General features: G+C 64.7%; 6 protein-coding genes. All 6 read right to left on the bottom strand.

From position 1 onward, the window contains the following. On the bottom strand, positions 1-626 hold a 626-nt coding region (locus ACTIIH_RS10615; protein WP_441451703.1), incomplete at its 3' end, for an MBL fold metallo-hydrolase. Further along, the gene (locus ACTIIH_RS10610) at positions 623-1,594 is read right to left on the bottom strand and encodes a hypothetical protein (protein ID WP_441091046.1); all 972 of its coding nucleotides are present in this window, start codon (positions 1,592-1,594) and stop codon (positions 623-625) included. The genes ACTIIH_RS10615 and ACTIIH_RS10610, both read right to left, overlap by 4 nt. Next, a complete protein-coding gene (locus ACTIIH_RS10605) occupies positions 1,584-2,057 on the bottom strand; it encodes a RidA family protein (protein WP_441451702.1) in 474 nt (157 codons plus the stop codon). Before ACTIIH_RS10605 ends, ACTIIH_RS10610 begins: the two co-directional genes overlap by 11 nt. A gap of 52 nt (positions 2,058-2,109) precedes the next feature. Beyond that, a complete protein-coding gene (locus tag ACTIIH_RS10600; RefSeq protein ID WP_009883339.1) occupies positions 2,110-2,265 on the bottom strand; it encodes a hypothetical protein in 156 nt (51 codons plus the stop codon). Positions 2,266-2,544: 279 nt separating this feature from the next. Next, positions 2,545-4,980, bottom strand: coding sequence for a transglycosylase domain-containing protein (locus tag ACTIIH_RS10595; protein WP_441451701.1), 2,436 nt, complete (start codon positions 4,978-4,980; stop codon positions 2,545-2,547). Positions 4,981-5,035: 55 nt separating this feature from the next. After that, positions 5,036-5,944: metallophosphoesterase (locus ACTIIH_RS10590; RefSeq protein WP_441451700.1), on the bottom strand; the 909-nt coding region annotated here is incomplete at its 5' end.

Raw genomic sequence — 5,944 nt, 5'->3', positions numbered from 1 at the left:
AGTGCCGCTTTGACCTGCTCGATGCGTTCGAGTCGGTGGGAGCGGTAGTAGTCGATCACCTCGGCGGGGGCGTCGATGCGCTCACCGTGGGCCGGCTCGATGATCGCGAACTCACCGGCGTCGAGCAGTTCTCTCAACCGGTCGAGGGAGTTCAGATAATCGCCCAAGGAGCCTTCCGGGTGGGTGACGATCGTCGTCCCCTCCCCCAGGATCGTATCGCCGCTGTAGAGGGCTCCGGAGTGGATGAGGCTGATGCTGTCGCTCGTGTGGCCGGGGGTGGCGACGACGCGCAGAACGTCCGCCGGGGTGCCGCCGAAGGCGATCTCGTCGCCGTCGACCACGGGATTCGTGTGTCGGGCGAATCGCTCGAGCACAGCATAGACGGGCACCTCAGGGGCCCACTGGTCGATGCTTCCGAGCATCTCGGAATGGTCGGCGTGCTGGTGGGTGAGAACGATCGCCGCCAGATCACGGTCGGCCACCTCGGCGAGGAAATTCTCACGGTGGTCAGCCATCTCCGGTCCGGGATCGATGACGACTGCGGAGGTGTCGTCCTGACTGGTGAGCACGTAAGTGTTCGTTCCGGTCAGGGTCATCGGGCCGGGGTTGTTCGCGCGAATTCTCATGAGTCGTCGCTCTCCTCGTCTGTCGTTTCGTCATCGTCACCGCTGAATGTCAGGAAGCCGGGGCTCTGCTCGGTGTCGGTCTCGCCGACGGCCACAGCCCGGTCGCGCAGGCTGCCCTTGCTGTGGGGGTCCTTGCCAGTGTGGATGACGACCTTCCAGTCGCCGTCGTCATCGATGATCTCCGGACGCAGCGGGTGGACGTTGCGGATCTGTGCCATGGCCGCGCCCACGGTCGGGACCTCGGCGAGGCTTTCGACGATGATGCGGGCGGCCGCGCCGATGCGGTCGGGGTCTCCTCCCACCTCGGCGAGGATCTGGTCAGGGCGTTTCCATCCGGCAGAGGTCTCGTTCGGTGACAGGAAGTCGACGTCCTGGCCGAAGGGCACGGTGGCGATGAAGTAAGTGGTGTCGAACCGGTGCAGCTGGGCGGGGGTGTTGATCCAGCGCAGCCACGGTTTGCACAGATCAGGACGTAACCGTAGGTCTCGGTCGCGTAAGACCTGTGGCCAGGACACTTCGTTCGAGAACAGCCTCGATCGGGTGGTGTGCCAATCCGTCTGCGGTGCGGCCACGATCTCCCGGTCGACATCCTCGGCGAGCAGGATTCCGGTGGCCGCGAAAGTGATGCGGGCGGCCGCGGAGAAATGGTGGAGGGCGCGGGATTTGCTCTCAATGTTCAACGCGCGTGCGCACCGGGCCGAATTCCATCCGGCAAGAGGCAGCTTCCGCACGTCACCCGGGCGCAGGCTGCTGGTGGGGAATGCCCACCGGTTGCGGTCTTCGACGCCGCGGGCGTCGAGTTGCCGGGTGATGAAGAGTTCCAGCCCGTCCGCCGAGTCCCGGATCAGCACGATCGCCGAGGTGGGGCGCGGGGCTTCCGGGACGGGCCACCGTCCGTCGGACTGCCAGTGGTCAAGCAGCCACCGCAGCTCCGACGAGACGGGAAGAGTGCGTCCGCTAAGCGGCATCGCCTGAGACCTCGACGATGATTTCGACCTCGACGGGGGTGCCCAGAGGCAGGGTGTTCACCCCGACCGCACTGCGGGCGTGCTGCCCACGGTCTCCGAAGATCTCGCCATAGAGCTCGGACACGCCGTTGATGACGGCCGGCTGCTGCGTGAAGTCGTCGGCGGAGTTGACGAAGCCGGTGACCTTGACGACGCGCACGATCTTGTCCAGATCGTCGATGACTCCGGCGATAGCGGCAAGGGCGTTGAGCCCGGCTGTGCGTGCCAGCTGGTAGCCGGTGTCGAGGTCGACGTCCGTGCCGAGGTGTCCGGTGGCGGGCAGTTTGCCGTCGACAACCGGAAGTTGGCCGGAGGTAAAGACGTAGTTCCCGGTGCGCAGTGCAGGGACGTAGGCGCCGGCGGGGGTGGCGATCTCGGGCAATTCGAGGCCGAGTTCGGTCAGACGCTCAAGGGTCTTCGACATTGTTCTTCTTTCGGTGGGGGGGGTGAGGTGTCAGCGGTCCGGGCGGTTCAGCTCACTCTTTGGGGCGTTTGAGGTAGGCCACGAGTCCGTTGTTGTCGGGCCCGGGAACGACCTGCACGAGTTCGTATCCGTCCTCGCCCCACTGGTCGAGGATCTGCTTCGTCGCGTGGACGATGAGCGGCACGGTGACGTATTCCCACTTGGTCATGGTTCTCCTCAGTTGTCGGTGCGTCGCCGAGGCGGTCCGGGTGATCCGGTGTGACCAGGCTTTCCTGGTGTGGTCGACGACGCTGGTCCGTTCCCCACACTAGCCCAGTCTGGGCACGCTGGGCACCTGTGTTCCGCGGGCGGCGGTCACTCCTGTTTCGCTGCGGCCACACCCATGAAAGTCAGACAGCGAAGGCGGGGAGGAGCTGGTCCTCCCCGCCCTCACAGGAACGGTCACGGCTAGGTGCTATCGGCCGGTCACGGCCGCCGGGTCGTCGGCTCAGTTGCCGCCGAGGCCAGGAGCCTCGCCGCCGCCGTCACCACCGTCGCCGCCGCCGTCGCCACCGTCGCCGCCGTCACCACCGTCGCCGCCGCCGTTGTTTCCGGAGTTACCGCCTCCACCGCCGCCGGTACCGCCACCACCGGTGCCTCCACCGCCGCCGGTGCCTCCACCGCCGCCGGTGCCGCCGCCTCCGGTGCCGCCGCCTCCGGTACCACCGCCGCCGGTGCCGCCACCGCCGCCGGTACCGCCGCCGCCACCACCGGTGGACGAACCGCCGCCACCGCCGGAGCCGCCGCCGGAGAGGTACTTGCTGCTGGGCTTCGGGAACCCGGTGTTGCCCTTGGTCTCCTTAACCGCCTGGCTCATGTACGCCTGCCAGGTCTTACCGGAGATGGTCGCACCGTAGATGTGGCCGCGGACTGCGCCGGCACCATTCGTGCGCCAGTCATGCGTACCGCTCGGGTCTCCCGTCCACACCGCAGTCGACAGGGTCTTTGTGAAGCCGAGAAGCCAGGTGTGACCGACCTCGAAGTTCGTCGTACCGGTCTTCGCACCGGCCGGGACTCCGATCTTCAGCGAGCTGGTCGTACCGCCGTTGAACGTCTGCGTCAGCGCGTAGGCGACGCCTCTGGCCACATCCTTCGACAGGACTCGCTTGCATCCTTCACCCGGCAGGTCGAGTTTCTCGCCCTTGCGATCCTTGATCTCGAGGATCGGCTTCGGTCCGCAGAACTCGCCTTCGTTCGCGAAAGTGGCGAACGCTGCAGCCATGGCGATGGGCGTGGTTTCCGTAGTACCGAGGATCGACGAAGGAGACAGGGCCTGGATGAAGCCCGACTTGTCCTCATGATCGAGCGTCTCACCGCTTCCGTAGCGGATGCCCAGATCCATCGCGGTGTCCATGATGTCGCACATGTTCATCTGGTTGCCCATGGCCGCGTAGCCCGTGTTGACGGATTTCTTCGTTGCCTCGAGCGCGGTCATCGAGCCCCTGCCTTCACCGTCTCCGGCGTTGTTCGGGTCCCAATCTCCGGCCATGTTCGGGCAGCCGTCGTACGTCCAAGAGCTGGCCGGGAAGTTGCGCTTCGTCGCATTGACCGTCGTATTGAGGCTCTTGCCTTCCTTCAGCCAGGCCGTGAGCACGAAGGGCTTCCACGTCGAGCCGACCTGGAAGCCACCGCCGCCGTTGTGCTTCTTGTCGACGGTGTAGTTGATCGAGGTCTTCTTGTTCTTGTCCTTCTTCTTGACTTCTCCCGCAGTGTACTCACGGTTCTCGGCCATTGCGATGACTTCACCGGTTCCCGGTTCGATCGTCACCAGGGCATGTCCGGCGCCGGACGGGTCACCGACGGGAACACGCTTCTTGATCTCTTTGTCCGCGATCTTCTGGATATCGGGATTGAGGCTGGTCTTGATCTTCAGACCGCCACGTTGGAGGAAAGCCAGGCGTTCGTCAGCCGTGTCGCCGAAGGTGTCGTCATTCATGATGACGTTCTGGACATAGTTGCAGAAGAATTCTGCCTTGCTCTTGGCTGCCGAACAGCCGTTCGGGGTCTCATGCAGGTCGAGGTCGAGGTCGGTCTTGACCGCCTTGTCGTATTCCTTCTGCGTGATGTGGTCGTACTTGAGCATCTGTCCCAGCACGGTGTTGCGCCGCTTGAGAACCTGGTCGGGGAACCGCTGCGGGTTGAACGCCGAGGGATTCTGCACGATTCCGGCGAGCATCGCCGACTGCTGGATGTTGAGATCCTTCGCGTGGATGCCCCAGTACCGGTAGGCGGCGGCTTCGACGCCGTAGACGTTCGGGGATCCCGAGTAGTTGTTGATGTTCATGTAGCGGTTGAGGATTTCCTTCTTGTCGTACTTCTTCTCAACCGCGACAGCGAGCTTGGCCTCGCGCAGCTTACGCGCATAGCCGGCGGTGCCTTCGGACTCCTTCGCCGCTGCCACACCTTCGGCGTTGTCCTCGGCGTGCGCGTTCTCTGCGAGAACGTTCTTCACATACTGCTGGGTCAGCGTCGATCCGCCCTGAGTCGTCGACGACACCATATTGTGCACCGCCGCACGGGCGATGCCCTCGATGTCGACGCCGCCGTGTTCGAAGTACCGGTAGTCCTCGACCGCGATCGTCGCGTTCTGCATGTCCTGCGAGATCTTGTCGAGAGGCACTTCCTGGCGGTTCTGCCAGTAGAACTCCGCCAGCTCGGACCCGTCGGAGGCGAGCATCGTCGACTTCTCTCCGAGGTCCTTGATCTCCAAGGTAGCGGGGAGCGAATCGAAGATCTCGACAGCACTGTTCGCACTGGCTGTTGCGACGCCGACGCCGGGAATGGCCAGACCGGCCGCGACGATTCCCGCCACCGCACTGACGGCCACGAACTGCATGAACGCGCCCATTTTCGTGGGTGGGGCGTTTGACTCAGGAGACACCATGGTAGCCAGTTTAACGAATTCGCCTTGTGCAAATCTTCAGAAACCGCTGAACGGGCTAGGCCTTTGCGACGAGCTCCAAGACGCTGACTTCGGGTCGGCAGGCGAAACGCACTGGTGAGTAGGGTGAGAATCCGAGACCGGCGGAGATGGCGACGAGACTCTTCCGGTACGGAAAGACTCCGCGTGCGCGTGTCCGATCGAGGTCGCAGTTCGTCACCGGCGCACCCCAGAAAGGCACACGGATCTGACCGCCGTGCGTGTGTCCGGCCATGATGAGATGCGCCCCCGCCGAGGCGAATGCCTCCAAGGTCCGCGAATACGGGGCATGTGTCACGCCCACTTTGAGGCCGGCCTCGGGATCGAACCTCGGATGCTCGAGCACACCCTTGCCGGGTGCTCCCTCACTCCAGCGGATCCGGTCACGGTCGATATGGGCATCGCCGAGGCCCGAGAAGTGGATCCGGGTGCCCTTGATCGTCAGGGCCGCCTCGGTGTTGTCGAGGAAATGCCATCCCTGCCCGCCGGCTGGGGAGACCGACGGGGATGTCGGCTCTTCGAACCCGCGGACGAGGGCCTTGACGTCGAGGTCGGGGTTGACGCGGTGTTTGACCTGAGACGGCGAGCGCAGGTACTTCGCGGGATTCTTCGCCTGCGGAGAGAAGAAGTCATTCGACCCCAGGACGAAGACACCGGGGGTTTCGAGCAGCCCGGAAAAGACGTCGAGGACGTCAGGCACGATATCGGCCGAGAGGTTGTCACCGGTGTTGACGACGAGGTCCGGTTCGAGGCGGGTGAGCGCTGTGACCCAGGCGGCGCGATGCTTCTGCCAGAGAGCCAGGTGCAGGTCGGCGACGTGGAGGATCCGGATGGACTCGGCTCCGGCAGGCAGGATCGGCAGGGTGCGGCGGCGGATGGCGAAGAGGTGCGGTTCGATGACCGCACCCCAGATTCCGGCGGCCGCGGG

The organism is Brevibacterium sp. (assembly GCF_052105255.1).
Taxonomy (GTDB): Bacteria; Actinomycetota; Actinomycetes; order Actinomycetales; family Brevibacteriaceae; genus Brevibacterium; species Brevibacterium linens_B.
Note: the sequence above shows the minus strand (reverse complement) of the source record. Positions and strands in the feature narration are given on the sequence as shown.